Source organism: Streptomyces sp. MS19, from assembly GCF_047200595.1.
Classification (GTDB): Bacteria; Actinomycetota; Actinomycetes; order Streptomycetales; family Streptomycetaceae; genus Streptomyces.
In genome coordinates this window covers 37,149-64,111 of sequence record NZ_JBJZOH010000019.1, presented here as the reverse complement: position 1 = coordinate 64,111, position 26,963 = coordinate 37,149, and the positions used below count along the sequence as shown (strand labels likewise).

25 protein-coding genes are annotated in these 26,963 nt (G+C 72.8%); 13 read left to right on the top strand and 12 right to left on the bottom strand.

The annotated features are described in order from the left end of the window. Positions 1–80 precede the first annotated feature (80 nt). The 3 genes from glgP (at position 81) to ACL02R_RS18920 (ending at position 4,061) form a co-directional block, all read left to right on the top strand. Positions 81–2,657, top strand: coding sequence for an alpha-glucan family phosphorylase (gene glgP, locus ACL02R_RS18930; protein WP_412798122.1), 2,577 nt, complete (start codon positions 81–83; stop codon positions 2,655–2,657). 214 nt (positions 2,658–2,871) lie between these two features. Then, positions 2,872–3,756 (top strand): helix-turn-helix domain-containing protein, encoded by an 885-nt coding sequence (locus tag ACL02R_RS18925; RefSeq protein ID WP_412798121.1) that lies wholly within the window; start codon positions 2,872–2,874, stop codon positions 3,754–3,756. After that, entirely contained in the window at positions 3,753–4,061 is a 309-nt protein-coding gene (locus ACL02R_RS18920; RefSeq protein ID WP_412798120.1) for a DUF397 domain-containing protein, read from the top strand. Before ACL02R_RS18925 ends, ACL02R_RS18920 begins: the two co-directional genes overlap by 4 nt. 50 nt (positions 4,062–4,111) lie before the next feature. Here ACL02R_RS18920 and ACL02R_RS18915 read toward each other — a convergent pair whose 3' ends face one another. Together ACL02R_RS18915 and ACL02R_RS18910 are read right to left on the bottom strand one after the other, a co-directional pair. Then, positions 4,112–6,001 carry an ABC transporter ATP-binding protein gene (locus ACL02R_RS18915; protein WP_412798119.1) on the bottom strand — a complete coding sequence of 630 codons (1,890 nt, stop codon included), beginning with the start codon at positions 5,999–6,001 and terminating at the stop codon, positions 4,112–4,114. After that, complete coding sequence (locus tag ACL02R_RS18910; RefSeq protein WP_412798118.1) at positions 5,998–7,827, bottom strand: ABC transporter ATP-binding protein; 1,830 nt, start codon at positions 7,825–7,827, stop codon at positions 5,998–6,000. The genes ACL02R_RS18915 and ACL02R_RS18910 overlap by 4 nt, the downstream gene beginning before the upstream one ends. 329 nt (positions 7,828–8,156) lie before the next feature. Here ACL02R_RS18910 and ACL02R_RS18905 point away from each other — a divergent pair, with 329 nt between their 5' ends. After that, the gene (locus tag ACL02R_RS18905; RefSeq protein WP_362964463.1) at positions 8,157–8,465 is read left to right on the top strand and encodes a hypothetical protein; all 309 of its coding nucleotides are present in this window, start codon (positions 8,157–8,159) and stop codon (positions 8,463–8,465) included. A gap of 14 nt (positions 8,466–8,479) precedes the next feature. On the opposite strand, the gene ACL02R_RS18900 is transcribed toward ACL02R_RS18905, so the two are convergent. The 3 genes from ACL02R_RS18900 to ACL02R_RS18890 all read right to left on the bottom strand — a co-directional run bounded on the left by ACL02R_RS18900 (position 8,480) and on the right by ACL02R_RS18890 (position 11,166). Beyond that, positions 8,480–8,926, bottom strand: a complete 447-nt coding sequence (locus ACL02R_RS18900; protein WP_412798117.1) for an ATP-binding protein — start codon at positions 8,924–8,926, stop codon at positions 8,480–8,482. Between the two features lie 224 nt (positions 8,927–9,150). Then, positions 9,151–9,930: an enoyl-CoA hydratase/isomerase family protein gene (locus ACL02R_RS18895; protein ID WP_412798116.1), complete on the bottom strand. Its 780-nt coding sequence runs from the start codon at positions 9,928–9,930 to the stop codon at positions 9,151–9,153. Between the two features lie 21 nt (positions 9,931–9,951). Next, positions 9,952–11,166, bottom strand: a complete 1,215-nt coding sequence (locus ACL02R_RS18890; RefSeq protein ID WP_412798115.1) for a L,D-transpeptidase — start codon at positions 11,164–11,166, stop codon at positions 9,952–9,954. A 152-nt stretch (positions 11,167–11,318) separates the two neighbouring features. Here ACL02R_RS18890 and glgX point away from each other — a divergent pair, with 152 nt between their 5' ends. Both glgX and ACL02R_RS18880 read left to right on the top strand, forming a co-directional pair. Then, positions 11,319–13,622 carry a glycogen debranching protein GlgX gene (gene glgX, locus ACL02R_RS18885; protein ID WP_412798114.1) on the top strand — a complete coding sequence of 768 codons (2,304 nt, stop codon included), beginning with the start codon at positions 11,319–11,321 and terminating at the stop codon, positions 13,620–13,622. A 148-nt stretch (positions 13,623–13,770) separates the two neighbouring features. Next, the gene (locus tag ACL02R_RS18880) at positions 13,771–15,117 is read left to right on the top strand and encodes a hypothetical protein (RefSeq protein ID WP_412798113.1); all 1,347 of its coding nucleotides are present in this window, start codon (positions 13,771–13,773) and stop codon (positions 15,115–15,117) included. Positions 15,118–15,199: 82 nt separating this feature from the next. Here ACL02R_RS18880 and ACL02R_RS18875 read toward each other — a convergent pair whose 3' ends face one another. Further along, the gene (locus ACL02R_RS18875; protein ID WP_412798112.1) at positions 15,200–15,775 is read right to left on the bottom strand and encodes a hypothetical protein; all 576 of its coding nucleotides are present in this window, start codon (positions 15,773–15,775) and stop codon (positions 15,200–15,202) included. Positions 15,776–16,022: 247 nt separating this feature from the next. Here ACL02R_RS18875 and ACL02R_RS18870 point away from each other — a divergent pair, with 247 nt between their 5' ends. Beyond that, on the top strand, positions 16,023–17,264 hold the full coding sequence (locus ACL02R_RS18870) for a glycoside hydrolase family 71/99-like protein (protein ID WP_412798111.1): 1,242 nt from the start codon (positions 16,023–16,025) through the stop codon (positions 17,262–17,264). A gap of 48 nt (positions 17,265–17,312) precedes the next feature. After that, the gene (locus ACL02R_RS18865; protein ID WP_412798110.1) at positions 17,313–18,509 is read left to right on the top strand and encodes a GyrI-like domain-containing protein; all 1,197 of its coding nucleotides are present in this window, start codon (positions 17,313–17,315) and stop codon (positions 18,507–18,509) included. A gap of 46 nt (positions 18,510–18,555) precedes the next feature. Here ACL02R_RS18865 and ACL02R_RS18860 read toward each other — a convergent pair whose 3' ends face one another. After that, positions 18,556–19,119 carry a DinB family protein gene (locus ACL02R_RS18860; protein WP_412798109.1) on the bottom strand — a complete coding sequence of 188 codons (564 nt, stop codon included), beginning with the start codon at positions 19,117–19,119 and terminating at the stop codon, positions 18,556–18,558. A gap of 103 nt (positions 19,120–19,222) precedes the next feature. Here ACL02R_RS18860 and ACL02R_RS18855 point away from each other — a divergent pair, with 103 nt between their 5' ends. The 3 genes from ACL02R_RS18855 to ACL02R_RS18845 all read left to right on the top strand — a co-directional run bounded on the left by ACL02R_RS18855 (position 19,223) and on the right by ACL02R_RS18845 (position 20,637). Further along, positions 19,223–20,014: an MBL fold metallo-hydrolase gene (locus tag ACL02R_RS18855; protein ID WP_412798108.1), complete on the top strand. Its 792-nt coding sequence runs from the start codon at positions 19,223–19,225 to the stop codon at positions 20,012–20,014. 114 nt (positions 20,015–20,128) lie between these two features. Continuing rightward, positions 20,129–20,392, top strand: a complete 264-nt coding sequence (locus ACL02R_RS18850) for a hypothetical protein (RefSeq protein WP_362964484.1) — start codon at positions 20,129–20,131, stop codon at positions 20,390–20,392. After that, a complete protein-coding gene (locus ACL02R_RS18845; RefSeq protein WP_362964486.1) occupies positions 20,389–20,637 on the top strand; it encodes a hypothetical protein in 249 nt (82 codons plus the stop codon). The genes ACL02R_RS18850 and ACL02R_RS18845 overlap by 4 nt, the downstream gene beginning before the upstream one ends. Before the next feature lie 25 nt (positions 20,638–20,662). Here the strand turns inward: ACL02R_RS18845 and ACL02R_RS18840 are convergent, their stop codons facing one another. Continuing rightward, positions 20,663–21,151, bottom strand: coding sequence for an SDR family oxidoreductase (locus tag ACL02R_RS18840; protein WP_412798107.1), 489 nt, complete (start codon positions 21,149–21,151; stop codon positions 20,663–20,665). 70 nt (positions 21,152–21,221) lie between these two features. Here ACL02R_RS18840 and ACL02R_RS18835 point away from each other — a divergent pair, with 70 nt between their 5' ends. Further along, positions 21,222–21,860, top strand: a complete 639-nt coding sequence (locus ACL02R_RS18835; protein WP_412798106.1) for a TetR/AcrR family transcriptional regulator — start codon at positions 21,222–21,224, stop codon at positions 21,858–21,860. A 104-nt stretch (positions 21,861–21,964) separates the two neighbouring features. On the opposite strand, the gene ACL02R_RS18830 is transcribed toward ACL02R_RS18835, so the two are convergent. Then, positions 21,965–22,852, bottom strand: coding sequence for a choice-of-anchor K domain-containing protein (locus ACL02R_RS18830; RefSeq protein ID WP_412798105.1), 888 nt, complete (start codon positions 22,850–22,852; stop codon positions 21,965–21,967). Between the two features lie 496 nt (positions 22,853–23,348). On the opposite strand from ACL02R_RS18830, the gene ACL02R_RS18825 reads away from it, so the two are divergent. Next, positions 23,349–23,717 (top strand): VOC family protein, encoded by a 369-nt coding sequence (locus ACL02R_RS18825; RefSeq protein ID WP_412798104.1) that lies wholly within the window; start codon positions 23,349–23,351, stop codon positions 23,715–23,717. 272 nt (positions 23,718–23,989) lie between these two features. Here the strand turns inward: ACL02R_RS18825 and ACL02R_RS18820 are convergent, their stop codons facing one another. The 3 genes from ACL02R_RS18820 to gcvT are packed head-to-tail and all read right to left on the bottom strand — an operon-like array spanning position 23,990 to position 26,941. Then, positions 23,990–25,372, bottom strand: coding sequence for an L-serine ammonia-lyase (locus ACL02R_RS18820; protein WP_412798103.1), 1,383 nt, complete (start codon positions 25,370–25,372; stop codon positions 23,990–23,992). Between the two features lie 13 nt (positions 25,373–25,385). Next, positions 25,386–25,772, bottom strand: coding sequence for a glycine cleavage system protein GcvH (gene gcvH / locus ACL02R_RS18815; protein WP_412798102.1), 387 nt, complete (start codon positions 25,770–25,772; stop codon positions 25,386–25,388). Positions 25,773–25,795: 23 nt separating this feature from the next. After that, positions 25,796–26,941, bottom strand: coding sequence for a glycine cleavage system aminomethyltransferase GcvT (gene gcvT, locus ACL02R_RS18810; protein WP_412798101.1), 1,146 nt, complete (start codon positions 26,939–26,941; stop codon positions 25,796–25,798). Positions 26,942–26,963 lie beyond the last annotated feature (22 nt).

Below are 26,963 nucleotides of genomic sequence, written 5' to 3'. Positions count from 1 at the left end.
GGGGTGGTTTACCGTCCGATTCCAGCCCATTCCGGCGTAAACCTGCCCACACCTCCCGGGGCCCGGCTACGGTCGGGACCGTGAAGGCCATTCGTCGCTTCTCCGTCCGCCCCGTCCTGCCCGAACCTCTCCGACCCCTCCAGGAACTGGCGCTGAACCTCCGCTGGTCCTGGCACCCCGAGACCCGCGACCTGCTGCGCTCCGTCGATCCCGAGGCGTGGACGGCCTGCGGCGAGGACCCGGTCCGGCTCCTCGGCACCGTGCCCGCCGACCGGCTGGCCGCCCTCGCCGCCGACCGCGGCTTCCTGCGCCGCCTCGGCGTCGCCGTCGGCGACCTGCGCGACTACCTCACCGAGCCGCGCTGGTACCAGCAGACGGACGCCCGCGCGGGCGGCGACCTGCCGCGCGCCGTCGCGTACTTCTCGCCCGAGTTCGGCATCACGGCCGCGCTCCCGCAGTACTCGGGCGGCCTCGGCATCCTCGCCGGCGACCACCTCAAGGCCGCCAGCGACCTGGGCGCCCCGCTGATCGGCGTCGGCCTCCTCTACCGGCACGGCTACTTCCGGCAGAGCCTGTCGCCCGACGGCTGGCAGCAGGAGCACTACCCCGTCATCGACCCCCACGAACTGCCGCTGACCCCCCTCACGGAGCAGGACGGCACCCGCGCCCGCGTCAGCCTGGCCCTGCCCGCGGGACGCACCCTCACCGCGCAGGTCTGGCAGGTCAGCGTCGGCCGCGTGCCCCTGCTGCTGCTGGACTCCGCCGTCGCCGAGAACGCCCCGGCCGAACGCGAGGTCACCGACCGGCTCTACGGCGGCGGCAGCGAGCACCGGTTGCTCCAGGAGATGCTGCTCGGCATCGGCGGCATGCGGGCCGTCCGCACGTTCTGCCGCATCACGGGCCACGCGGCGCCCGAGGTGTTCCACATGAACGAGGGCCACGCCGGGTTCCTCGGCTTCGAGCGCATCCGCGAACTGGGCGAGCAGGGCACGGACTTCGCCGCCGCGCTGCGCGCCGTCCGCGCCGGGACCGTCTTCACCACCCACACACCGGTCCCGGCCGGCATCGACCGCTTCGGCGAGGAACTCGTCGCGCGCCACTTCGGCGACGGCGCCGAGCTGGCCTCGCTCGACCCGGCCGCGCTGCTCGCCCTCGGCCGCGAACCGGCGGCCCTCACCAAGGAGGGCGAGGTCCCGCAGTTCAACATGGCGGTCCTCGGCCTGCGCACCGCGCAGCGCGCCAACGGCGTCTCGGCCCTGCACGGCGACGTGAGCCGCGGTATGTTCGCGGGCCTGTGGCCGGGCTTCGACGCCGACGAGGCGCCCATCGGCTCGATCACCAACGGCGTGCACGCGCCCACCTGGACCGCCGACGCCACCCAGCGCGCCCGCGCGACCAGCACCCTGGGCGACGCCGAGCTGTGGGAGCTGCGCCGCACCCTGCGCGAACAGCTCGTCCAGGACGTACGGGCCCGCCTGCGCGTCTCCTGGCGCCAGCGCGGCGCCGGGCAGGCCGAACTGGGCTGGATCGACGACGTGCTCGACCCCGACGTCCTCACCATCGGCTTCGCGCGCCGCGTCCCGTCGTACAAGCGCCTCACGCTGATGCTCCAGGACCCGCGCCGCCTCACCGCCCTGCTGCTGCACCCGGACCGTCCGGTGCAGATCGTCGTCGCGGGCAAGGCGCACCCGGCGGACGAGGGCGGCAAGCGGCTCATCCAGGAACTCGTCCGCTTCGCCGACGACCCCGCGATCCGCCACCGCATCGTCTTCCTCCCCGACTACGGCATGGCCATGGCGCGCGCGCTGTACGCGGGCTGCGACGTGTGGCTCAACAACCCGCTGCGCCCGCTGGAGGCCTGCGGCACCTCGGGGATGAAGGCCGCGCTGAACGGCTGCCTCAACCTGTCGGTGCGCGACGGCTGGTGGGACGAGTGGTCCGACCCGGACTTCGGCTGGGAGATCCCCACGGCCGACGGCCTGGCCGCCGCCGAGCCCGACCGCCGCGACGCCATCGAGGCCGCCGCGCTCTACGGGCTCCTGGAGGAGCAGGTCGGCCCGCGCTTCTACGACCGGCTCGGCGGCAGGTCGGGGCTGCCGGTGCGCTGGCTGGAGATGGTGCGCGCCACGCTGGACCGGCTCGGCCCGCGCGTCCTCGCGGAGCGGATGCTGCGCGAGTACATCACCGGCTACTACGCGCCCGCCGCCCTGGCGCACCGCGCGATGACGGCCGAGGCGGCGGGGGAGCTGGCGGCGTTCGCCGACCGGGTCGGCGAGCAGTGGCCGCGCGTCGCCGTGGACCACGTCGAGACGGACGGGGAGCCGGCGACGCTCGGCGCGTCCGTGCCGCTGCGGGTGCGGGTCACGCTCGGGGACCTCGACCCGTCCGCCGTGGAGGTGCAGGCGGTCATCGGGCGGGTCAACGGCGACGACACGCTGGCGGAGCCGGTGCAGGTGCCGCTGAAGGCGGAGGGCGGCCCCGACCTGTCGGGCCGCTGGACGTTCACCGGCGACCTGACGCTGCACCGGCCCGGCCCGTTCGGCTACACCGTCCGCGTCCTGCCCGCGCACCCGCTGCTGGCGTCGCGGGCCGAACTCGGCCTGATCGCCCTGCCGTCCGAGGACCACACGGAGACCTCGGGCACCCTCCTGCGCTGACCCGGGACCCTACGGAACGACGGCGGTGCCGCCCCCGGCGGCACCGCCGTCATGCTGCCGCCGGGAAGGCAATCGACCGTGCGCCCGAGATTGGCGCGGACCGGACGGTGTGCGCCAGATCACGGACCCGTACGCTGTGTCAGCGTACGGGTACTCCCGGTGGACAGTGGGGGCGATCGGCTGTGAGCATGGCCGGGTTGAGGTGTCCAGCGGGATGGGTGTGCACGAAAGGTGTCCTGAAGTGACGGACAGTACGGGCGGGTTCGATGGTGCGGGGCCCGGCTCCGGGAGTGAACCGGAGTCGTCGGACAGCCTGAAGGGGTTCGGGGAAGTCGTCAAGGTTTTTCGGAACCGTGCGCGACTGACACAGGAGCAGTTCGCGCCACGGGTGCGCTACTCGGTCCCCACGGTCGCGTCGATCGAGCAGGGACGGCGCTTTCCGCCCACCGACTTCGTCGAACGGGCCGAGGAAGTCCTGGACGCGTTCGGCGCGCTGCGAGCTGCGGCACGCCACCTGTCCCGGCGACCCGGGCTGGCCAACTGGTTCCGCCAGTGGGCCAAGCTGGAGAAGGAAGCACTGAGTCTGTACACCTACGAGTGCCGAGTCGTGCCGGGGCTATTGCAGACAGAGGCATACGCGCGCACGCTGTTTCTTGACCAGTTGCCCCCACTGAGCGACGACGACATCGAGGCCCAGTGGGCGGCACGAGCCGAACGGCAGCGCCTGCTCGGCGAACGGCCGCATACGGCGTACGGCTTCATCCTGGAGGAGCACCTGTTCCTCCGGCAGACGGGCGGGGTGGAGGTCACACGCGGACTGCTCGACCACGTACTTGAAGTCGCGGAGCTGCGGAACGTGGAGGTACAGATCATGCCGCTGGTACGGAAGAACCACGCTGGCCTGGCTGGACCGATGCAGTTGCTGGAGACCCCGGAGCACCGGTGGTTCGCCTACAACGAAGCTCAGCGGGGCGGTCTGTTCGTATCCGAAGCCAAGGAGATCAGCGCCCTCCAGATGAGGTATGCCAGGATGCGTTCACAGGCTCTCAGCTTCGATGACTCCGTGAGCCTGTTGCAGCGGATGCGAGGAGCATTGTGAGCGCGACCGACCTGGCATGGTTCAAGAGCAGCTACAGCAGTGGAGGTGACGGCGACTGCGTGGAAGTAGCACTGGCCTGGCACAAGTCCAGCTACAGCAGCAGTGGTTCGGGCGACTGCGTGGAAGTGGCTCTGGCCTGGCGCAAGTCCAGCTACAGCAGCAGCGGTGACGGTGACTGCGTTGAGGTGGCGTCCTGCCCGGACACCATCCACGTCCGCGACACCAAGGACCGTCAGGGCGCGCAGCTCGCCCTCTCTCCCGCCGCCTGGACCAGCCTCCTCACCTACGCGACCACCCACGCCTGATCCACCGCACGGGCCGCCCCCTCGTGGGTGAGGAGGCGGCCGGTGCGGGGTCAGACCAGGCTGTCGCGCCAGGCGCGGTGCAGGTCGGAGAAGCGGCCCGTGCCCGCGATCAGGCCGGCCGGGCGGCCGTCCTCCACCACGCGCCCCGCCTCCATCACCAGCACCCGGTCCGCGATCTCCACCGTCGAGAGCCGGTGCGCGATCAGCACGGCGGTACGGCCGCGCAGCACCGTCACCATCGCGTCCTGCACCGCCTTCTCGCCCGGGATGTCCAGTGACGACGTCGCCTCGTCCAGGATCACCACCGACGGGTCGGCCAGCAGGACGCGGGCGAACGCCACCAGCTGCCGCTGCCCCGCCGAGATCCGGCCGCCGCGTTTGCGGACGTCCGTGCCGTACCCCTCGGGCAGCGCGGCGATGAAGTCGTGCGCCCCGATGGCGCGCGCCGCCTCCTCGATCTCCTCGGGCGTCGCGTCCGGCTTGCCGATCGAGATGTTCTCGGCGACCGTCCCCGAGAAGAGGAACGCCTCCTGCGTCACCATCACGACGCCGCGCCGCAGTTCGGCGTTGGCCAGGTCGCGCAGGTCGGTCCCGTCGAGCAGGACGCGTCCCTCGGTCGGGTCGTAGAACCGCGCCAGCAGCTTCACCAGCGTGGACTTGCCCGCGCCGGTCGCGCCGACCAGCGCCGTCGTCTCCCCGGCCGCCAGCGTCAGCCGGAAACGCGGCAGCACCTCGCCGCCCGTGCGGTACGCGAACCGCACGTCGTCGAAGACCACCTCGCGCCCCGGCATCCCCGCCGCGCGCGCGGGCAGCTCCACCGGCCGTTCCGGCTCGGGCACGTCGGGCCGCTGCGCCAGCAGACCGGCGATCTTGTCCAGCGACGCCACGGCCGACTGGTAGTTGTTCAGCACCATCGCGAACTGGTCCAGCGGCTCGTACAGCCGCCTGATGTACAGGGCGCCGGCCGCCAGCGCGCCCAGCTCCAGGTCGCCGGACGCCACCCGCTGCGCGCCCCACAGGACGATGGCCGCGATGGCGACGGCCGCGATGCAGCGGGACGTGACGACGAAGCGCGCCATCTCCAGGATGGTGTCCCCGTTGATCCGCTCGTGCCTGCGGTTGAGCCGCTCGAACTCCTCGTCGTTGGCCCGCTCGCGGCGGAACGCCTTGACGGGCCTGATGCCGCCGACCGTCTCCGTGAACTTCACGATGACGGCCGCGATCGCCGTGGACCGCTTGCTGAACCGCTCCGCCGACCGCCGCCGGTAGCCGCGCACCAGGAACCACACCGGCACGAAGGACGCCACCGCCGCGACGCCGAGCCCCACGTCCAGGTAGAACAGCAGCCCGCCGATGTACACCACCGAGACGCAGATGATCAGCAGCTCCTGGAGCCCCTCGTTCAGCAGCTCGCGCAGCGACTGGACGTCGCTGGTCGAGCGCGAGATGAGGCGCCCCGACGTGTAGCGGTCGTGGAAGTCGAGGCTGAGGGCCTGCGCGTGCCGGTAGATCCGGCCGCGCAGCTCCAGCAGGATGCCCTGGTTGATGCGCGCCGTGAGCCGGATGAAGAGCGCCTGGAGCAGACCGCCGCTCGCCGCGCACAGGAAGTACGCCACGGCCACGGCGATCAGCGGCCCGTTGTCGTCGTCGCGCAGCGCGGGCACGGCGTTGTCGATCGCGTAGGCGACCAGCAGCGGCCCGGCCTGCACCGCCGCCTGCTGCACCAGCAGCACGACGGCGGCGACCGCCACGCGCAGCCGGTACGGGCGCACCAGCGAGCCGAGCAGCCGCCGCGAGGCGTCCTTCGGCGCGGGCAGCGTGTCCTGGTCGAACGGGTCCCCGGCCGGTCCCGCCGCCTCTGCGGCGGCCTGCTCAGGGAGTCCCCTGTCGTTCTCGTCGTCCGCGTTGTCTGCGAGTTGGCCTTCGACGGTGGTCGTCATGACGCGGTGACCTCCGGCCGCTGTTCGTGGGGGACCGGCTCGCCGGTCATGAGGTGCCGGTACTCGGCGTTGTCGCGGAGCAGTTCGGCGTGGGTGCCGACGGCGGTGATCCGGCCGCCGGACAGCAGCGCCACCCGGTCGGCCAGCTGCACGGTCGAGGGCCGGTGGGCGACGACCAGGGCCGTCGTCGTGGCCAGGACCTCGCGCAGCGCCGCCTCGACGCGTGCCTCGGTGTGCACGTCCAGGGCGGACAGCGGGTCGTCCAGGACCAGGAAGCGCGGGCTGCCGACGACCGCGCGGGCCAGCGCGAGGCGCTGCCGCTGGCCGCCGGAGAGGCTGAGGCCCTGCTCGCCGACCTCCGTCGCGGCGCCCTGCGGGAGGGCGTGCACGAAGCCGTCGGCCTGGGCGACGCGCAGGGCGCGCTCCAGGTCGTCGGGGGCGGCGTCCTCGGTGCCCATCGCGACGTTCTCGTGCACGGTGGCCGAGAACAGCGTCGGCTCCTCGAACGCGACGGCCACCTGCGCCCGTACGGCGTCGCGCGGGAGCGTGGCGGTGTCCACGCCGTCGAGGGTGATGCGGCCCGCGGTCGTCTCGTGCAGCCGGGGCACCAGGCCGATCAGCGTCGTCTTGCCGCTGCCGGTGCCGCCGACCAGGGCCATCGTCTCGCCCGGCCTGACGTGCAGGTCGATGCCGTCGAGCACGGGCCGCGTGCCGGGCGCGGCGTCGGGGAAGCGGAAGACGACGTTGTCGAAGCGCATGCCGTCCGCCTCGCCCGCGGTGGACGGCGCGCCGGCGTACTCGTCGGGCAGCGGCGTGTCCATGACGTCGAAGAACCGGTCGGTGGCGGTGGCCGCCTCGTTGCACAGCGCCAGCAGGAAGCCCATCGACTCGACGGGCCAGCGCAGCGCCATGGCGGTCGTCATGAAGGCGACCAGCGTGCCCGCCGTCAGGTTCCCGTCCGAGACCTGTATGACGCCGAGGACCAGCGCGGCGCCGAGGAAGATCTCCGGGATGGCCATGATCACCAGCCAGATCCCGGCGAGCAGCCGCGCCTTGTGCATCTCGGTGTCGCGCAGGCGTCCCGAGAGCGCGTGGAACGCCTCCGCCTGGCTGCGGTGCCGCCCGAAGCCCTTGATGACGCGGATGCCGAGGATGGACTCCTCGACGACCGTCGTCAGGTCGCCCATCTGGTCCTGCGCGCGGCGCGCCACGACGCTGAAGCGGTGCTCGAAGACGGCGCACAGCACGATCAGCGGGACGACCGGGCCGATCAGCACCAGGCCGAGCGTCCAGTCCTGCGCGAGGAGGACGGCGAAGCCGATCACGATCGTCGCGCTGTTCACGATGAGGAACGTCAGGCCGAACGCGAGGAACATCCGCAGCAGCTGGAGGTCGCCCGTGGCACGCGAGAGCAGCTGCCCGGTGGCCCACTTGTCGTGGAACGCGACGGGGAGCCGCTGGACGTGCCGGTAGAGCGCCGAGCGCATCGTCGCCTCGACGCCCGCGAGCGGGCGGGCCACCAGGAAGCGGCGCAGGCCGAACAGCATGGCCTCGGTGAGGCCCACGCACAGCAGGACGATGCCGCCGAGCCACACCCCCGCCGAGTCGCCGTCGGCGACCGGGCCGTCCACGATCCACTTGAGGATCAGCGGCATGGCGAGGCCGAAGGACGACGCGACGATGGCGACGACCGCGGCGCCGAACACGCGGGCGCGGACGGGCCGGACATAGGGCCACAGCCGGAGGAGGGCACGGACGACGGAACGCTTGCGGGCGGGAGGGGGACTGTGGGCGGGGGCGGCGCTGGGTTCGGCTGAGGCAGACATCAGATCGAGAGTACGGACCGCCACTGACACTTTCCTACGGGTTTTCGCCCTACGTCCCAGGTCGTGGGTCCCGTGGTGCGGGTGAGACGCGTCACGCCGGGGCGCCCGCGCGGGGGCGCCCCGGCTGGTGACGCCGGACGTCACCGGCGTGTGGACCATGCCGGAGACGACGTTGCGCCACGCCCCGGCTCCTCGCCGGCGGCAGCCGGTTCGCGCGCTCCCGCGCCGCGGCGTGCCGCTCTGATCGATTCTGGTCAATGGCGCGCGCAGAAGAACAGAAGAAAACACGCCCGGGGCCGCTGTCAGAGGCAGGGCCTAGGGTGGCGGGCATGAGTCAGCAGAGCGAGTTGCGGGATCTCCAGGCGGCCCTGCGGACCGCTTCGGACATCGCCTTCGACCAGGAGATGCCGTCGGGAGAGCAGGCCGACGTCCTCGTGGACGCGCTGCGCCGCGCCCTCTCGGCGGCGCAGGCGCTCGGCGACGGGCCGGGCGAGACCGGCTGCCGGCTGCATCCGCGCGGCGCGGTGGACCCGTTGTACGGCGACAAGGACGACCCCCTGCCGCCCGGCTGGGGCAAGTGCCTGCTGTGCAACGACCGGCGCCGCCGCGCGTCCCGCGGCCTGGCGGGGCGCCGCTGATCCGGCGGGGGGCGTCAGCGCGGCGGCACGCGCATCTCGAACCAGGTGGCCTTGCCGTCCGGCAGCAGATCGACGCCCCACCGGTCCGACAGGTGGTGCACCAGGAACAGTCCCCGCCCGCTGACGTCGAGCTCCCGGACGGGCAGCAGGCACGGCAGGGCGCGTGAGGGGTCGCTGACCTCGACGCGCACCCAGCCTCGCCGGCGGCGGACACGCAGGCCGAACGAGGGCGCGCCCGCGTGCCTGACCGCGTTCCCGACCAGTTCGGAGACGAGCAGCACGGCGTTGTCCGTCAGTTCCGGCGGCAGCAGCCAGCGCCCGCCGAGGAGCCTGCGCGTGAGGCGCCGCGCGTGCCCGGCGGACTCGGGCAGCGAGGGGAAGACCACCTCGCCCGCCGACGGGTCGTCACAGGCGGCAGGTCCCGCCTCCCTGATGTCCCGGGCATCCGCCATCGCTGTCATGCGCCCCATCATGGCGCGCATATGCCGGACGCGTGGGCGCTTCCGGGGTATCGGGGGCGAACGGCACCCCCCGGGGTGACAGGTGCGGCTGTGACGGCCCGCATATGCCCTCGGCCAGGTCCCGCCCCGGACACCCGCCGCACGGCCCGCCTCCCGGCCCGCCGCGTGCGGCCGGCGACCTGGCCGACGGGGCCGCGGCGGGGCCCGGAGCGCCGGAGGGGGCGTCAGGGACGGGGCCAGAAACGGGCGTGGCCGGGACCCTCCGTCATGAAGCTGTCCATGCCGTACGCCCGGTCGTCCGTCGCGAACAGCCCGGCGAACCAGCTGCGTTCCAGCGCGAGCCCCGCGTCCACCCCGGCGTCGAGGCCCACGTCCACGGACTCCTTGGCCGCCCGCAGCGCGATGGCGGGCCCCGCCGCCAGCCGCGCCGCCCACGCGCGTGCGGCGCCGTACACCTCCCCGGCGGGGAGCACGCGGTCCACCAGGCCCATCGCCAGGGCCTCGTCCGCGCCGACCTGCCGCCCGGTGAAGATCAGGTCCTTCGCCCGCGAGGGGCCGATCAGCCGGGGCAGCCGCTGCGTGCCGCCCGCGCCGGGGATCAGGCCGAGCAGGATCTCCGGCTGGCCGAGCCTCGCGTCCGCCGCGGCGAACCGCACGTCCGCGCACAGCGCCAGTTCGCAGCCGCCGCCCAGCGCGTACCCCGTCACGGCCGCGACCACGGGCTTGGGGATGCGGGCGACGGCGGTGAACGCCTCCTGGAGCCCCCGCGCCCGCGTGACCATCGCGGCGTGGTCCATGGCCCGCATCTCCTTGATGTCCGCGCCCGCCGCGAACACCCGCTCACCGCCCCACAGCACGACGGCCCGCACGTCGTCCCGCCCGGCGGCCTCCTGGGCGAGGTCGCGCAGCCGGTCCTGCAAGGCGGCGTCCAGCGCGTTGAGCGGCGGGCGGTCCAGGCGCAGGGTGCCGACGCCGTCGTCGGTCACCTCCAGATGCACAGTCATGCGCGCCAGGTTATGCGGGGATCACTGACCCGCGCCCCACTCGTCCCAGTCCATGTTCCAGCCGTTGAGCCCGTTGTCGGGGGCGATCACGTCGTCGGCGGAGTTGACCACCTCGACCACGTCCCCGATCATCGACTCCCCGAAGAACCAGGCGCCGGGCGTGCCCGGGTCGTCCGCGCCCTGCTCGTCCTCCAGGCCCACGCAGCCGTGGCTCGCGTTGGTCTCGCCGAACGTGGCGGACGGCGCCCAGTAGTTGCCGTGGATGAACGTGCCCGACGTGGACAGCCGCATCGCGTGCGGGACGTCCTCGATGTCGTACTCGCCGTCGAAGCCGACCGTCGCGCCGTCCATGCGGGTCTCGGTGAACTTCTCGGTGATGACCATGCGGCCGTTCCAGGTCGGCGTGTCCGCCGCGCCCGTCGTCACCGGGAGGGTGCGCAGCGTCTCCCCGTCCCTGACGACCTCCATCGTCAGCGTGTCCACGTCCACGGTGCTGATCTGGGAACGCCCGATGGTGAACGTGACGTCCTCGCGCAGTGTGCCGTACACGCCCGGCGCGCCCTCCACGCCGCGCAGCCGGAACGCCACGGACACCTCGGTGCCCGGCTCCCAGTACTCCTCCGGCCTGAAGTCGAGCCGCTGCGTGCCGAACCAGTGCCCGCGCACCTCCACGCCCGGGTCGGCCGTCACTTGTATCGCGTCGCGTACGGCGGCGGTGTCCTCCACGGGGGTGTCGAAGGTGACCGACAGCTCCATGCCGACGCCGACCTCGGCGCCGTCCGGGATGTTCCACTCGGTGCCGAAGGTGTCCCCGGCCTCCACGGTGGTGAACGCGGCTTCCGCCCCGCCCTCCGCGCCCTCGGCGTTCTTCCCGGCGGCGGTGACGGTGTAGCGGGCGCCGTTGGCCAGGTGCTCCCGCGGTGTCCATCCGGTGCCGTCGTCCGACAGCTCGCCGGTGACCTCCTCGCCGTCCTCGCCCGTGACGGTGACCTCGGTGAGGGTGCCGTCCTCCGCGGACACGGCCAGTTCCCCCCAGGTCGCCACGTCCTGCGCGCCGTCACCCGGCGCGATCGCTATGCGGACCGGTGGTGCCTCCGGTTCCTGCACGGCGGCGGCCTCCTCCGGGCGTTCCTCCGCCCCGCCGGCTCCGCTGCACCCGGTCACCGCCAGCGCCAGTACCCCCACCAGCGCCGCTGCCGCCCTGACGGCCCGCCCACGACCCGAACTCGTCGCCACGTCCGGCTCTCTCCCCTCACGCGCGGGCATACCGCGCGGTTTTTGCGGCCAGGTAATCACACCGGTACGGGTGGGGGCCGTGGGAGAACGTCACCGTTCTGCTTCAGTTCGGGCGGGCGTCGCCCGGCCGACCCGCCCCAGGCCGTGCCAAAATGTCAGATTCCCGTCACAGTGACCCACCGTCATGTCATGCGCCTCGGCGCGTGAGCGGAGGCCCGAGCGCGGGAAGCATCAAGCGGAGAAGACTCCAGGGAGGGCGCGTGTCACAGGCACCCGAGCGCGTGAGGACCGAGGTATGGCCCGGTGGCCCCCAGCCGCTCGGCGCCCGCTTCCACGCCGGTCCCGACGGCGTGGAAGGCACCAACTTCGCCCTGTGGGCGGGCGGCGCCGAGGCCGTCGAGGTCTGCCTCTTCGACGACAGCGGCGAGGAGACCCGCTGCGCGCTCGAAGAGCTGACGCACGAGATCTGGCACGGCTTCCTGCCCGGGGTGCGCCCCGGGCAGCGGTACGGCTACCGCGTCCACGGGCGCTGGGACCCGCCGACCGGCGCGCGCTGGAACGCGGCGAAGCTCCTGCTCGACCCGTACGCCCGCGCCGTGGACGGCGACTACGCCACGGACGGCCCGCTGCCGCCCGAGGTGTACGGCCACGTCAGGGACTGGCCCAAGCAGGAACTGGCCGACACCGTCCGCGACGAGCGCGACTCCGCCCCGTTCGTCCCCAAGGGCGTCGTCGTCCACGACACCGAGTCCTGGGCCGACGACATCAGGCCGGGCACCACGTGGGCCGACTCCGTGATCTACGAGCTGCACGTCCGCGGCTTCACCATGCGCCATCCCGGCATCCCGCCCGAACTGCGCGGCACGTACGCCGGTCTCGGCCACCCGGCCGCCATCGAGCACCTCACCAGCCTCGGCGTCACCGCCGTCGAGCTGCTGCCCGTCCACCAGTTCGCGCACGAGGACCACCTGCTGCGGCGCGGCATGCACAACTACTGGGGCTACAACTCCATCGGCTACTTCGCGCCGCACGCCGCGTACAGCGCGTCCGGCAGCCGGGGCCAGCAGGTCGGCGAGTTCAAGAACATGGTGCGCGCCCTGCACCAGGCCGGACTGGAGGTGATCCTCGACGTCGTCTACAACCACACGGCGGAGGCCAACGAGTTCGGCCCCACCCTGTCCCTGCGCGGCATCGCCAACCCCGGCTACTACCGCCTCACCGACGACCCGCGCCGCTACGCCGACTACACCGGCTGCGGCAACACCCTGCACGTCGTCCAGCCCCAGGTCCTGCGCCTGATCACCGACTCCCTGCGCTACTGGGTGCAGGAGATGGGCGTGGACGGCTTCCGCTTCGACCTGGCCGCCGCGCTGGCCCGCTCGTTCCACGACGTGGACATGCTGTCGCCGTTCCTGGCCGTCATCGCCCAGGACCCGGTGCTGCGCCGCGTGAAACTGATCGCCGAGCCCTGGGACGTCGGCACGGGGGGCTACCAGGTGGGCGCGTTCCCCCCGCTGTGGACCGAGTGGAACGACCGCTACCGCGACACCGTCCGCGACTACTGGCGCGGCGCCCTGCCCGACGTCCGCGACCTCGGCTACCGCCTCTCCGGCTCCAGCGACCTCTACGCCTGGGGCGGCCGCCGCCCGTACGCGTCCGTCAACTTCATCACCGCCCACGACGGCTTCACCCTCCGCGACCTCGTCTCCTACGAGCGCAAGCACAACGAGGCCAACGGCGAGGACAACCGCGACGGCAGCGACGACAACCGCTCGTGGAACTGCGGCGCCGAGGGCGAGACCGACGACCCGGGCGTCAACGCCCTGCGCCGCCGCCAGCTGCGCAACATGCTGACGACCCTGCTGCTGTCCACCGGCGTCCCCATGATCGTCGCCGGTGACGAGACGGGCCGCACCCAGGGCGGCAACAACAACGGCTACTGCCAGGACAACGAGATCGGCTGGATGGACTGGGACCTCGTGTCCGACCCCGCCTGGCGCCCGCTGCTCGACCTGACCCGCCGCCTGATCCGCACCCGCCGCGACCACCCCGTGCTGCGCCGCCGCGCGTTCTTCTCCGGCCGCCGCCAGGGGCCCGAGGGGATAAGGGACCTGGGCTGGTTCGCGGCCGACGGCACGGAGATGACCGAGGAGGACTGGTACGCGCCCAGCCGCACGCTGGGCATGTTCCTGTCCGGCCGGGACATCCCGCAGCGCGACTCCCGGGGCCGCCCGATCGTGGACGACAGCTTCCTGGTGCTGCTGCACGCCGGTGAGGAACCGCTCAGCTTCCCGCTGCCGGGGCCGCCCTGGGCCGACAGCTACGAACTGCTCATCGACACCGCGCTGGAGGACCAGGAGACCGGGCCGGGCACGCTGCACCCGGCCGGCAGCGCCCTGGAGCTGCTGCCGCGTTCCGTCCTGCTGCTGCGGGCGGTGCCCCCGGCCGCCGCGTGACACACCGCCGCGGCGTTTCCCATGGTTGCCTCCTGGCCGAAACGCCTGGCCGGGGGGCGGGTCCCCCGGGATAGGCTCCGGTTCCGCCGAGGCGCGACCGCCCGGTGCCGGGGGGAACCACATCATGCCTATGCACCAGGAGTTGAGCATGTCCGGCAGATCGAAGAGCCCCGGGAACCGGCACCGCGACCAGGGCGTCGGCAACCCCGGCAGGCGCGCCCTGCTGGCCGGCGCGGCCGGTGCGGGCGGCATCGCCGGCGGCCTGGCCATCGGCGGCCAGGCGTCGGCGGCCGACACGAGCGCGTACGCGGTGGACGTCGTCGCCAAGGGCGCGGACCCGACCGGCGCGCGCTCCAGCGACGCGGCGTTCCGCGCGGCGGCCGCCGAGGTCCTCGGCTCGTTCCAGGCGGGGCCGATATCGGGCGCGATCCCGAAGAAGACGATCCTCGTCCCGCCGGGCAACTACCTGCTCGACCAGCCCGACTCGCTGCTGCCGAACGTCAACGGCAACGGGGGCGGCGGCATCGTGGACGGCATCGCGATCGTGGGCTACGGCAAACGGCTGTCCCGCATCACGTACGCCCCGTCCGCCAACGACACGACGCTGTGGACGAACAACCAGCGGTACAAGAACATCCGCATCAGCGGCCTCACGTTCACCAGCACCAACGCCACCTCCAGCTTCAACTACGCCTACTCCTCCGACACCCACGGCGTCCAGGACACCTGGTACACCGACGTCGAGTGGCGCGGCGCGTGGAAGCGCGGCATCGGCCTCGACGGCCCGAGCCCCAACTCGAACCTCAACAGCGAGATGGGCTGGGACCACTGCCAGGTCGGCGGCACGTACTCGGACGCCTTCCTCGTCACCGGCATGACGCCCGGGGTCACGCAGCAGGACCAGTTCCTCAACTACTGGTTCCGTGACTGCAAGGTCGAGTACACGTCCGGGGTCTTCGTGAAGAACCGGCGCGGCGGCTCGATGAACTTCATCGGCGGCTCCTACATCCTCACCAGCACGTCGGCCGCCGGAACGTTCTTCCAGCTCACCGGCGAGGGTTCCGCGAGGTCCAACTCGATGATGCGCCTGTACGCGGCCGGCATCCGCTTCGAACTGCGCAGCGAGGGCGCCAACCAGAAGGTCATCGACAGCGCCTGGCAGCGCGGCAACATCACGTTCGTCTCCTGCGACGACACCGCGCACGCCCACAAGGTCTGGGCCGCGGAGGCCAACTCGCACCTGTACACGTTCAACGGTGGCGGGCCCATGGTCCGTTACCAGGACTGCGCCCTGCTCGGCTACCACAAGGTGGTCACCTCCGGCTCGACCGCGACGGGCAAGGTCCTCTACGACGGCTGCAAGATCATGAACGAGTCGAAGGCGAGCGGCACCGACACCGGCTCGTTCTTCCGCTGGGAGGGCGCGCAGCCCGCGCACGAGCTGCGTGACTGCGTGATCAACAGCGCGCGGGCGGCCGACGTCAAGCGTCCCTGAGGACGGGCCGGGGACCGTGCCGCGCGCCCCGAAGGGCTCCGGTGGACGCGGGCACGGCCCTGGCTCCGGGCGGGGCGGCGGGTCAGCAGCCGCCGCAGTTGTAGTACGTCACGTCCCAGTGGTTGCCCTCGCGCGCGTAGATGTTGCCCGAGGCGGACCGGTACTGTGCCGCGCCGTCGCCGCGCTGCCCGATGTAGGTGAAGGCGCCCGTCACGTAGCTGTTGACGCAGCTGTTGAGGCCGAAGTCGAGCTTGTAGCCGTTCCAGTGGCTGTACGTGCCGCTCGCGTGCCCGGTCTCGGTGCCGCCGGTGATGTTGAGCGCGCAGCCGCTGGCCGAGCGGAGTGTCTGGGCGCCCTGCGCCGACTCCAGGTTGAGCTGGTCGAACGAGGTGCATGTCGCCACGTTGCGGTTCGAACAGCCGCCGGACGACGACCAGGTGATGCCGGACGCGCGGAACATGTCGGTCGCCCGCGCGTGCGTGATCTTGGTGACGGCGGGCGCGTACCCGCCGTCCGCGGACGCGGACGCGGACGCGGACGCGGCTCCGGCCCCGGCGGTCAGCGCGGCGCCGGTCAGCGCGAGCGTGGCGGACGCGGTGAGCGCGGCCCGTATCCGTCCGCGCCGCGCGGTGCGGGACGCGGTGGTGGTGTCGGTCATGCGAGGGGACCCTCCTGCTGATGGCCGGCCCGCGCGGACGGCGAGGGCCGGTCGTGCCTGTGGGGTTGGCCGTGCAGTCGGTGCACGCAGCATGGTGCCGCAACCTCTACGCGCGTCGCCAGAGCGTCCCCCGCTCTGTCGCCACGTCGTTTTTTTCCGGATCTCGCGCAGATTATTGCGCGTGCATGACGGCTTGATTACGCTGCGCCGCGCAGACCGCAACAGCCCCCCACACTGAGAGGTCAGCATGGCGCTATCCCGCCGCGCGTTCGTCGGCACGGCCCTGGCCGCCGCACCGGCCGCCGCCGCGCTCCCGTCGCTCACCACCCCCGCCGTCGCCGCCAGCCCACCGGGCGACGTGGTCGGCAAGATCACCGTCGGCTACCAGGGGTGGTTCGCCTGCGCGGGCGACGGCTCGCCCATGAACGGCAACTGGTGGCACTGGTCGCAGAACTGGGGCCAGCCGCCGTCCCCGTCCAACACCGCGATCATCAGCTGGCCCGACGTGCGCGACTACACCCACACGTACCCCAGCGCGTACCCCGACCTGGGCGGCGGCGGTACGGCCGACCTGTTCTCCTCGTACGACCAGCAGACCATCGACACCCACTTCCGGTGGATGCAGGAGAACGCGATCGACACCGCCGCGCTCCAGCGCTTCAACCCGAACGGCGGCGAGGGCCCCATCCGCGACGCGATGGTCCCGCGCGTCCGCGACGCGGCGGAGCGGTACGGCCGCAAGTTCTACATCATGTACGACGTCACCGCCTGGGTGAACATGCAGCCGGAGACCAAGGCGGACTGGGTGGAGAAGATGCGGCAGTACACCGCGTCGCCCGCCTACGCGCGGCAGAACGGCAAGCCCGTCGTCGGCATCTGGGGCCTCGGCTTCAACGAGCCCAACAAGGCCTGGCCGGCCGACGTCTGCCTCGACGTCGTCAACTGGTTCAAGGCGCAGGGCGTGTACGTCATGGGCGGCGTCCCCACCCACTGGCGGCGCGGCATCGAGGACGCGCGGCCCGGCTACGACGCGGTGTGGCGCGCGCTGGACATGCTCTCGCCGTGGATGGTCGGCCGCATCGGCGACATCGCGGGCGCCGACAACTTCTACCAGAACGTCAACACGCCCGACCAGGCGTGGTGCGACGAGAACGGCGTGGACTACCAGCCCTGCGTCCTGCCGGGCAACCTCCAGGACCGCGACCGCGCGCACGGCGACTTCATGTGGCGGCAGTTCTACAACATGTGCCGCATCGGCGTGCAGGGCATCTACATCTCGATGTTCGACGAGTACAACGAGGGCAACCAGATCGCCAAGACCGCCGAGAACGCCTCCCAGGTCCCGGCCGGTTCCGGCCTGTGGGCGCTCGACGAGGACGGCACGCCCTGCTCGTCCGACTACTACCTGCGCCTCACCGGCGACGGCGGCCGGATGCTGAAGGGACAGATCCCCCTGACGCCCAACCGCCCCACGCCCACCTGGATCTGACCCCCCGGCGCGCCACCGGCCCACCCCGGTGGCGCGCCGCACGGCCTCATGTCCCCGTGCTGGAATACCGGCCATGCCCTCACCCCGGCCGAGCCGACCCCGTTCGGCCTGCTCGCCGAACGACCGCGCCACGGCTGCGAACTGGAGGCCGCGCTCACCGAGCGCGGCATGCGCGAGTGGACGGAGACCGGCTTCAGCTCGATCCACCACCTGCTCAAGAGGCTCCGGGAACGCGGCCCGATCGCCCGCGCCGCCCCCGCGGCGGGCGGCAGGTCCCGCACGGTGTACGCCGCCACCGCCGAGGGCCACCGCGCCTGCGCGGACGCGGCGGAGGCGGCCATCGCCGAGGTGCGCCCCGTCTTCCCGCCGCTCCTCGTGGGCCTGGCCAACCAGCCCGCCCTCGACCACGCACGCCTGCTCGCCGCGCTCGACCGGCGCGCCGAGGCGCTCGCCGAACGCGTCGGGCACGTACGCCGCGCGGCCGAGGCGGACCGGGACGCGCCGCCGTTCGTCCGCGCCATCTTCGACCACGCACTCGGCCAGCTCTCCGCGGAACAGGACTGGCTGACCCGTTACCGCGCGTCACTCGCTCCGGCGCGCGCCCCAGGAAGCGAGAAACCCATGGCGCCCTACGACGTCAAGCGCGAGCGCAAGGAGCTGTACGCGCCGAAGAACACCGCCTGGGGGCTGGTGGACGTACCCGAGCAGCGGTTCCTCGCCATCGACGGCACCGGGAACCCGAACAGCGCCCCCGCCTACGCGAACGCGGTCGAGGCGCTGTACGCCGTCGCGTACACCCTCAAGTTCGCGGCGAAGCGCACGGACGGCGGCGACTTCGTCGTCGGCCCGCTGGAAGGGCTGTGGTGGGCCGACGAGTGGAGCGCCTTCACCGCCCGCGGCAAGGACACGTGGAACTGGACGATGCTCCTGGTCCTGCCGCCCTGGATCACCGGAACGATGGTCGAGGACGCGAAGACCGCCGCGCTGGCCAAGAAGAAGCAGCCCGCCATCTCCCGCGTGGAGCACCGCACGCTGCGCGGGGGCCTCAGCGCGCAGATCCTGCACACCGGCTCCTACGACGGCGAGACCCCGGTCCTCGCCGAACTCCACGACACGTACCTCGCCGCCAACTCCCTGCGCCCGACCGGCAAGCACCACGAGGTCTACCTCAACGACCCCCGCAGGACCGCTCCCGAGAAGCTGAAGACGGTCCTGCGCCAGCCGGTAGAACGCGTCCCGGACTGAGCGCCGCCGCCCGTACCGTGGGGCCCGGTCGCGGGTCACGGGGATGTCATATCCCGCCCGGTCCGGCTCCGTCCCGCCAGCGGTAGAGGTCGCGCAGCAGGGAGATCTCGGCGCCGTGGTGGATCAGCTCCCTGTTGACGTGCAGGACCCGGTTCTCCATCGGGAACCGCTCGGGACCCGCCGCGGGCGGATTCTCCAGGTCGGCGTCCGACAGCCCGCGGACCCCCGCGTTCCATCGCGCGTACATCCCGTCGAGCTGTTCCAGCGCCTCGGCGGCGGTCCCGGCGTAGGCGAACGTCCGGGCATCGACGTCCCCGCCGCCGAAGTACCAACCGACCCGGTAGCCCAGGCACGAGACGATGACGTGCGCCAGCCGCCACGCGATCGTGGTCACCGGCGCGGGCACCGGGTCGGGGGCGGCGAAGTCCATCGTCCACTCCCCGGAACCCGCCGGCATCGGCGCGGCCGACGTGCCGCTGGGGCGGATGCTCCAGCAGCCGCGCACCGGCTCCCAGAAGTACTCCTCGTCGGCAAGCCCGTCCAGCCGCGGCCGCAGATTCCTGTGCCAGTACCAGTCCAGCTGCTCCGCGAGCCGTTCGCTTCTCGTCATCTCCGCACACTACTCACCAGCGGGCGGACCGCATCCGATTGGGGTGGACGGCCCGGATGTGGCAGCCTCGGCCGATGACACGACGGACGCAGAAGAGATCAGCATGAGCACCCCGAGCGAACGCCACACCGGTGATCCCCTCCGCTTCACGGTGCTCGGCAGCGCGACGCCGTACCCGGCCGCCGACAACCCCTGCTCTGGCTACCTGGTGTCGGGCGGCGGCGCCCGCGTGTGGGTGGACGCGGGCAGCGGCACGCTGGGGCCGCTGCAACGGCACGTCCGGCTCGACCGGTTGGACGCCATCTGGATCTCGCACCTGCACGCCGACCACAGCGCCGACCTCCTCACCGCCTACTACGGCCTGCTCTACTCCGACATCCGGCTCGAAGCACCGATCCCCCTGTACGGCCCGCCCGGCATCGCGGACCGGCTGGCCCGCTACCTCACCAACGGTCCGGCCCGCAGCCCCGTCGAATCCGCCTTCGCCGTCGAGGAGTTGCACGACGGGCACCTGGCGCAGGCCGGGGGCCTGACGCTGACCAGCCGCGCCGTGGCGCACGGCATCCCGGCCTTCGCCCTGCGCGTCGAGGGAGGCGGCCGTTCGCTGGTGTACTCCGGGGACACCGCGCCCTGCGACGCCCTGACCGAACTTGCCGAAGGGTGCGACGTGCTGCTGTGCGAGGCGGAGAGCGACCTGGCGCCCGCCGACGGCGGCCAGGTGCACCACACGCCCGAGGACACCGGCGACACCGCGCGCGCCGCCGGGGCGGGACGCCTCGTGGTGACGCATGTCGGGCGCTCCCTCACCCCGGAGCAGGCGGTGGCCCGCGCGTCGGCCCGCTTCGACGGCCCCACCGCCTTCGCCACCCCTGGCACCACGTTCCCGCTCGCCTGACCGCGCCGGGAAAGCGGGGAACGTTCACCCGATGGTGCGTCTCCCGCTTTCATCGGCGACCTGTCGTCGGGCCAGTCGTTAACGTCATGCCTGCATCCGAACCGAGGAGGGCCAGTGAGCGGCGAACCCCTGCGTACCATCACCGGCGACGGCAGGGAGATCACCTTGCCTTCCACGATCCGGGGAATTCGCGACGCGCTCCCTCCCGATCGCCGCGCCGAGTTCACCGACGCGGTGGAAAACGTGAGCCTCCACGACATCCACGAGCTGATGCGTGCCTGGGTGATGGAACTGCTTGAGGCACGCGATCCCCAGATGGCCCGCGACCTTGACGCCCTCGCCCGGCAGGAGCGCGAACGCCGGGAGGGAGCCGGGTGAACAGCTACCGCATCGCTTACGACCCTATCGCCGAGAAGCAGCTCACTGCCGTTCCCGACCGGCGACGCACCCGATTCCTGAAGACGCTCGGGAGTACTGTCGCCCGCGATCCTTACGGTCACCGTTCGACCTCTGTGGGAGGAGACCGCGACCGCCGGGACGCCACTGTCGAAGGCATCATCATCCGTTATTACGTCAGCGGCTCGGTCCTGACCATCACGATCGTTCGGCTCCTGGCCGTCTGACACGCCTCCGCCGGGGCGCCGCCGGTCAGGTGCGCAGGCCCAGGTGGACGCCGCCGGTGGCGTCCAGCGTCCGGCCGGTGATCCAGCGGCCGGCGTCGGATGCGAGGAAGGCGACGGCGTCGGCGACGTCCTCCGCGCGCCCGAGGCGGCCGAGCGCGGTGCCCGCTTCGATGAACTCCCGGAGGCCCGGCGCCTCGAAGACCGCCGCGTTCGCGTCGGTCCTGGTCGCGCCGGGCGCGACCGCGTTGACCGTGATCCCGCGCCCGGCCAGCCCGCGTTCGAGTCCGGTGATCAGGGTGTCCACGTCCCCGGCGGTCCCCAGCTCCGCGTGGACGGCGAACGCGCGGCCGCCCGCCGCCGTGATGCGGGAGACCGTCTCCTCCGCCCCCTCCGCCCCGCCGCCGTAGTGCACCGCCACGTCCGCGCCGTCGGCGGCGAGGCGTTCGGCGATCGCGCGCCCGATGCCGCGCGACGCCCCCGTGACCAGCGCGGTCCTGCCGTTCCGTTCTCCCATGACGCCCACCCTTGGTTGTGTGAGCCACTCGCCAATTGTGAGTGACTACCAGGACGGTACCGTGTCACGTGTGGAGAACGGAAGACCGAACCTGCGCGAGCGCCGCAGGGCGGAGACCCAGCGCATGATCCAGGCGCACGCGATGCGGCTGTTCGGCGAGCGCGGCTACGACGCGACGACGGTCAACGACGTCGCCCACGTGTGCGGCGTCTCGGCCATGACCGTCTACCGCCACTTCCCGACCAAGGAGGACCTGGTCCTGCACGGCCGGTATGACTCCCTGATCGCCGCCCGGGTCGCCGCGCGCCCGGCGGACGAGCCGCCGGTGCGGTGCGTCGGCCTCGCCCTGGTCGAGGCGGCCCGTGTCCTCACCGGGCCCGGCGTGGACCTGCTCCTCGCCCGCCTGCGCCTGATGACCGACACCCCGGCGCTGCGCGCCCGCCACCTGGACGGCCAGCTCGCCACGCAGCGGGCCATCGTCGCCGCCCTGCCCGCCGAACCGGACGACGCGGAGGCCGGGTTCCGCACCTGGGTCGTGGCCGGCGCGTGCCTGGCCGCGCTGCACGCCGCCCTGACGCGCTGGGCCCAGGAGGACGGCCGCCAGGACCTGCCCGGCCTGATCGCCACGGCCCTCACCGCGGCCTTCGGCGGCGACTTCGACCCGGACCCGGACCCGGACCCGGACGCGGACCCGGGCACCGTCGCCTGAGCGCCCCGGGCCGGACAGGTGCGGCCGGGCCGCTCACCCGCCCGGCCCCGTGGCCTGGCTCACGGGCCCGGATCACCGGCGCGCCGCGTGCCGTGGCCGTGCGGTCAGCCGGCGGCGTCGCCGTAGGCGTGACGGGCGCGGACGTTGCCGCCGCTGTCGCGGAGTTCGGCGGTGTCGCCCTTGTCGTTCCAGATCGGACGCCCGCTGCGGAACGTGAGGCCGTACCAGCCGGCCGGCTGCTGCTGGTCGGAGGTGTAGACCCGGATGGTCATGGCGGGGGCGAGGTAGCCGTCCTCCGTGAAGGTGAAGTCCTGGCCCGCGTCACCGGCGTTGATCGTCCAGCCCTTCACCGGGACGATCACGCCGCTGCGGTTGACCAGCTCGACGTACTCGCCGTCCTGGGGGCGGCCGGTCTCGCCCTTGTGGTGCACGGAGCGGATGGCGATGTCGGGCCGGTCGGTGCGCACCAGCATGCCGAGCAGTTCGACCGTGGTCGTCCGGCCCTCGGGGCTGCTCGATGTGTTCCGGAGCGGCCCGTCGTCCACGCCGGGGAAGCCGGCGAGGACCAGGGTGTACGGGACGCCGTCGAGGGTGACGGTCTGGTTGCCGGGGAACGGCAGCGGCACGCTCAGCGTGTCGGGTACGTCGCGGTCCTCGTCGCCGAAGGAGTAGTGGGTGAAGGCGAAGGGGAACTCGGTCTCCGGGCCGTCCTGCACGGACAGCCGGACGGTCAGGTGCAGGGTGCTGGTGTGGTAGCTCAGGCCGCTGCCCGGCTCGCGCAGGTAGTTGTCGTAGGTGATCGTGCCCACCGTGAACTCGTGCCCGTCCAGGCGTGCTTCGGTGGTGTTGCCCGTGAACGTGTAGCCGGTCTCGCGGTTCTCGGCGTCAGGCGCTCCCCAGGCGATGCGGTCGGTGCCCGCCCCCCTCATGTCGCCGAACACCCGGCTCCGGGGCTCGGGCCTCCAGGTGGCGGATGTGGTCACCGTGACCATGGATCTCCGTCCGTCGCAATCGGCTGCGGGTGACTCCCGTAGTGGACCGACCGGTTACTGCCCCGGGGAGGCGAAACCGTGTGTGATCCCCACCGAACGGGCCTGATCCCGCCGGTGCGTGACCGGCGCCCCAGCCTTGCGCCCTGTGTGGCGCTCCCGGTAAGGCCCTGTCACCCCGCGGCCGTTGCCGCGCGGGGCCGGATCACCGGCCGGGTGTGCTCGGCGGCACGGTGACGCTGCGCGGCCTCGGCTGGGCCGCGCCCGCGGCGGCGGCGGACGGGCCGCTGTACCGCCCGGCCGGTGAACCGTGGCCGGACGCGCGGCCGGTGGACGTCACGGCCGTCCCTACTACCTGTGGGCGAACCGCGAGCCCGGTCCCACGCAGGTGTGGCTGCCGCCGGCGGACGGCGTGGACCGCCCGGCGGGGGGCCCACCGATGAGTTCACCGTGGTCGGAGGGTCTACCCGGCGACGCAACCGTTCTCCAGAGGAGTGCCATGTCCACCATCCAGCCGGTGATCGTGACAGCGAAACATGACCTACTGCTCAGCTTCTACACGCAGTTGTTCGGCGCCGAGGAGATCTTCCGGGTACCGGCGGAAGGCCCGGTCTTCTACCGCGGCCTGCGCATCGGCGACTCCGACCTCGGGCTGGTGGCCGATACGGCGCCGCGGACCGGGGCGGCGCCGCGGGTCCTGCTCAGCATCGGCGTGGACGACGTGGACGAAGCGCTCGGCCGGGTGGAGGCGCTGGGCGGCTCGGTCAGCGGCGGTGCCAACGACATGCCGTGGGGTCAGCGCGTCGCCCACATCAAGGACCCCGACGGCAATCCGGTGAACCTCACCCAGCCGATCCCGGCTTCGTGACGCTGGTCCCGGTGCCTGTGCCGGGCGCTGGCCGCGCGTGGCTCGCCACCGGCGTGCCGGTCAGGGCCTCGTCCAGGCGGCCGTGTGCTGGTGATCGAGTCCTGACCTGCGCGTTCAGCCGCGCACGGCGTGGCACGGGCGCCGTGCCACGCCGTGCGTCGGGGCCGAGTGCATCCTCTCCCGGTCCGGCGGCTCGCCGTCCTTGCCGCGGCTGAGGTGGAGGGCCCCGACCAGCGCGGGACGAGCCGAACGCGCTGGTCAGGGCACCTTTCTCAGCACTCGACGATGTTCACCGCCAGGCCGCCGCGTGCCGTCTCCTTGTATTTGACGGACATGTCGGCGCCCGTCTGCTTCATCGTGCGGATCGCCTGGTCCAGGGAGACGTGGTGGCGGCCGTCGCCGCGCAGGGCCATGCGGGCGGCGGTGATCGCCTTGACGGCGGCCATGCCGTTCCGTTCGATGCACGGGATCTGCACCAGGCCGCCGACCGGGTCGCACGTCAGGCCGAGGTTGTGCTCGATGCCGATCTCGGCGGCGTTCTCGACCTGTTCGGGCGTGCCGCCCAGGACCTCCGCGAGGCCGCCCGCGGCCATCGAGCAGGCCGAGCCCACCTCGCCCTGGCAGCCGACCTCGGCGCCGCTGATCGACGCGTTCTCCTTGAAGAGCATCCCCACCGCGCTCGCCGCCAGCAGGAAGCGGACGACGCCGTCCTCGTCGGCGCCTGGCACGAAGTTGACGTAGTAGAGGAGCACCGCCGGGATGATCCCGGCCGCGCCGTTGGTCGGGGCGGTGACGACGCGGCGCCCGGCGGCGTTCTCCTCGTTCACCGCCATCGCGTAGAGCGTCACCCACTCCATGGCCCGCGCCGCCGCGTCGCCCTCGCCGCGCAGTTTCCGCGCCGAGGCCGCCGCCCGGCGGCGCACCTTGAGCCCGCCCGGCAGGATGCCCTCGCGCGCCATGCCGTCCTCGGCACAGCGGCGCATCACCTCCCAGATCCGCAGCAGTCCGGCGCGGATCTCGGCGTCACCGCGCCAGGCCCGTTCGTTCTCCAGCATCAGACCGGAGACCGAGAGGCCCGACTCACTTGCGCGGGCGAGGAGTTCGGCGCCGGTGCGGAACGGGTGGCGCGGCTCGGTGGTGTCGGGCACGATGCGGTCGGCGCCCGCCGCGTCCTCGTCCACGACGAAGCCGCCGCCCACCGAGTAGTACGTCGCCTCCCGCAGCGTGCGCCCGGCCGCGTCGGCGGCGCGGAACGTCATGCCGTTGGGGTGGTACGGCAGCGAGCGCCGCCGGTGCAGCACCAGATCCGTGTCGGGGGCGAACGGCACGGGGTGCCCGCCGTCCGGTTCCGCGCCGAGCAGCCGCAGCGTGCCGGACGCGCGCACGGCGGCCACCTCCGCGCCCGCCCGGTCCACGTCCACCGTGTCCGGCGCGTGCCCGGCGAGGCCGAGCAGGACGGCGTCGGGGCTGCCGTGCCCGTGCCCGGTGGCGCCGAGCGAGCCGAACAGCTCGGCGCGCACCGAGGCGGTCGCGGGGAGCGCCCCCTCGCTCCGCAGCCGCCGCGCGAAGCGGCGCGCGGCGCGCATCGGGCCCACCGTGTGCGAGCTGGACGGGCCGATCCCGATGGAGAACAGGTCGAAGGCGGAGAGGGCCACCGCGGTCAGCCGTTCACTCGTTCGTGAAGGCGGTGTACTCGTCGGCCGTCATCAGGTCCGCCGGTTCGCCCGCCGCCTCGCCGGCGCGTACGCGGAACAGCCAGCCGTCGCCGAACGGTTCGGAATTGACCAGCGACGGATCGTCCACAACCTCCTGGTTCACTTCGGTGATCGTCCCGCTGACCGGGGAGTAGAGGTCACTGACCGACTTTGTCGATTCCAGCTCGCCGCACGGCTCGCCCGCCGTGACGGCCGTGCCGGTCTCGGGCAGCTGGATGTACACGACATCGCCCAGCTGGTTCGCCGCGTACTGCGTGATGCCGACCGTCGCCACGCCGTCATCGGCGGTCGACAGCCACTCGTGCTCCTTGCTGTAGCGGAGCTGCTCGGGGTTGCTCATGGGGTGATTCTCCTGGATCTGGACTACTTCTGGCGCTGGTAGAACGGCAGTGCGACCACGTCGTACGGCTCCCGCGCGCCCCGGATGTCCACATGGACGCCCCCGGTGCCGGGCGCCGCGAACGCGGGGTCGACGTACGCCATCGCGATCGGGCGGCCGAGCGTCGGGGAGGGCGCGCCCGAGGTCACCTCGCCGACGACCGCGCCCGCCGCGTCCACCACCGGGTACCCCGCGCGCGGCACCCGCCGCCCGCGCGCGACGAGGCCCGTCAGCACGCGCGGCGGGCGCGCGGCCGCCTCCTCCGCCGCCCTGGCGAGCGCGGTGCGGCCGACGAAGTCACCGGGCTTCGCGAGCTTCACGACCCGCCCGAGCCCGGCGTCGTACGGGGTGGTGGCGGTCGTCAGCTCGTGCCCGTACAGCGGCATGCCCGCCTCCAGGCGCAGCGTGTCGCGGCAGGCGAGGCCGCAGGGGACGAGGCCGTCCTCGTCGCCCGCCGCGAGCAGCGCGGCCCACAGGGCGGGGGCGTCGGCGGGGTCGCAGAACAGCTCGAAGCCGTCCTCGCCCGTGTAGCCGGTGCGGGCGATCATGACCGGGCGGTCCGCGACCGTGCCGGGCAGCCCGGCGTAGTACTTCAGCCCGGCCAGGTCCGCGTCCGTGCGGCGCGCCAGGATGCCGGGGGAACGGGGGCCCTGGACGGCGATCAGGGCGTACGCGTCGCGGTCGTCCCGTACGGCGGCGTCGAAACCGGCGGTGCGGGCGGTCAGGGCGGCGAGGACCGTCTCGGCGTTCGAGGCGTTGGCGACGACCAGGTAGCGCTCGCCGTCGAGCCGGTAGACGATCAGGTCGTCCAGGATGCCGCCCGCCGCGTCGCAGATCATGGTGTACCGCGCGCGGCCCACCGCCAGCGCCGACAGGTGCCCGACGAGCGCGTGGTCGAGGAACGCGCCCGCCTCCGGCCCCGTCACCGTCAGCTCGCCCATGTGCGACAGGTCGAAGAGTCCGGCGGCCCCGCGCACCGCCGCGTGCTCGGCGCGCTCGCTCCCGTACCGCAGCGGCATGGACCAGCCGGCGAAGTCGGTCATCGTGGCCCCGAGCGCGCGGTGCGCGGCGTCGAGCGCGGTGGTCCTGAGGGGCGCCGGGGAAGGCGCGGCAGAGGTGTCGTCCGTCATGTGCGGGCTCCCGGGGGCGGAT